This is a genomic window from Vibrio sp. 811, assembly GCF_033339195.1.
Genome location: NZ_JAWOUB010000925.1, coordinates 1 through 523 on the forward strand (window position 1 = coordinate 1; position 523 = coordinate 523).

Consider the following 523-nt stretch of genomic DNA (forward strand, 5'->3'; position numbering starts at 1 on the left):
AGATTACTGGCGAGATCCACCCCAAGCATCACTTCTGGCTCAGAAGTGTCGTAACGAGAGGCATGAATGTTGGAAAGCGTCTGCCCATCACGCACGTCCAAAAACGGCCCTTTCATATCGAACTCGCGTTCGTTAACGCCGATACCAATAAAAATCGAGGACTTGTTGCCGTTAGAGATCAAACCGCTGAATTCCACTCGTGGCTGTACGCCTCGCACCTCACTCAAACCAATCAACTGTTTGGTGATCGCATCAGCATGGCTCAAACCATTGCTCAATGGCATCTCTTCTTCTTTAGCGAAATAACCCGGCGTGGTTAATGTCAGATGCCCCGTGTCACGCGCTGTGGATTCTTTCAAGCTGTCGTAAGTATAAAGGCCAAAACCACCTGCGCTGGTCAGCGCAAAAACTGCAATGGCGATGATCAGCATCGACAACAAACTGCGTCGGCGATTACGTTGTAGGTTCAGCCAAGCAAGGCGAACCGAAACGGGAATTAGCTTGCCCATGAGACCTCCTCCAC

The 523-nt window shown here is 50.5% G+C and carries 1 protein-coding gene; it reads right to left on the reverse strand.

Annotated elements, in window-relative coordinates:
• On the reverse strand, positions 1–509 hold a 509-nt coding region (locus R7Q46_RS30160; RefSeq protein WP_318078715.1), incomplete at its 3' end, for an ABC transporter permease.
• Positions 510–523 lie beyond the last annotated feature (14 nt).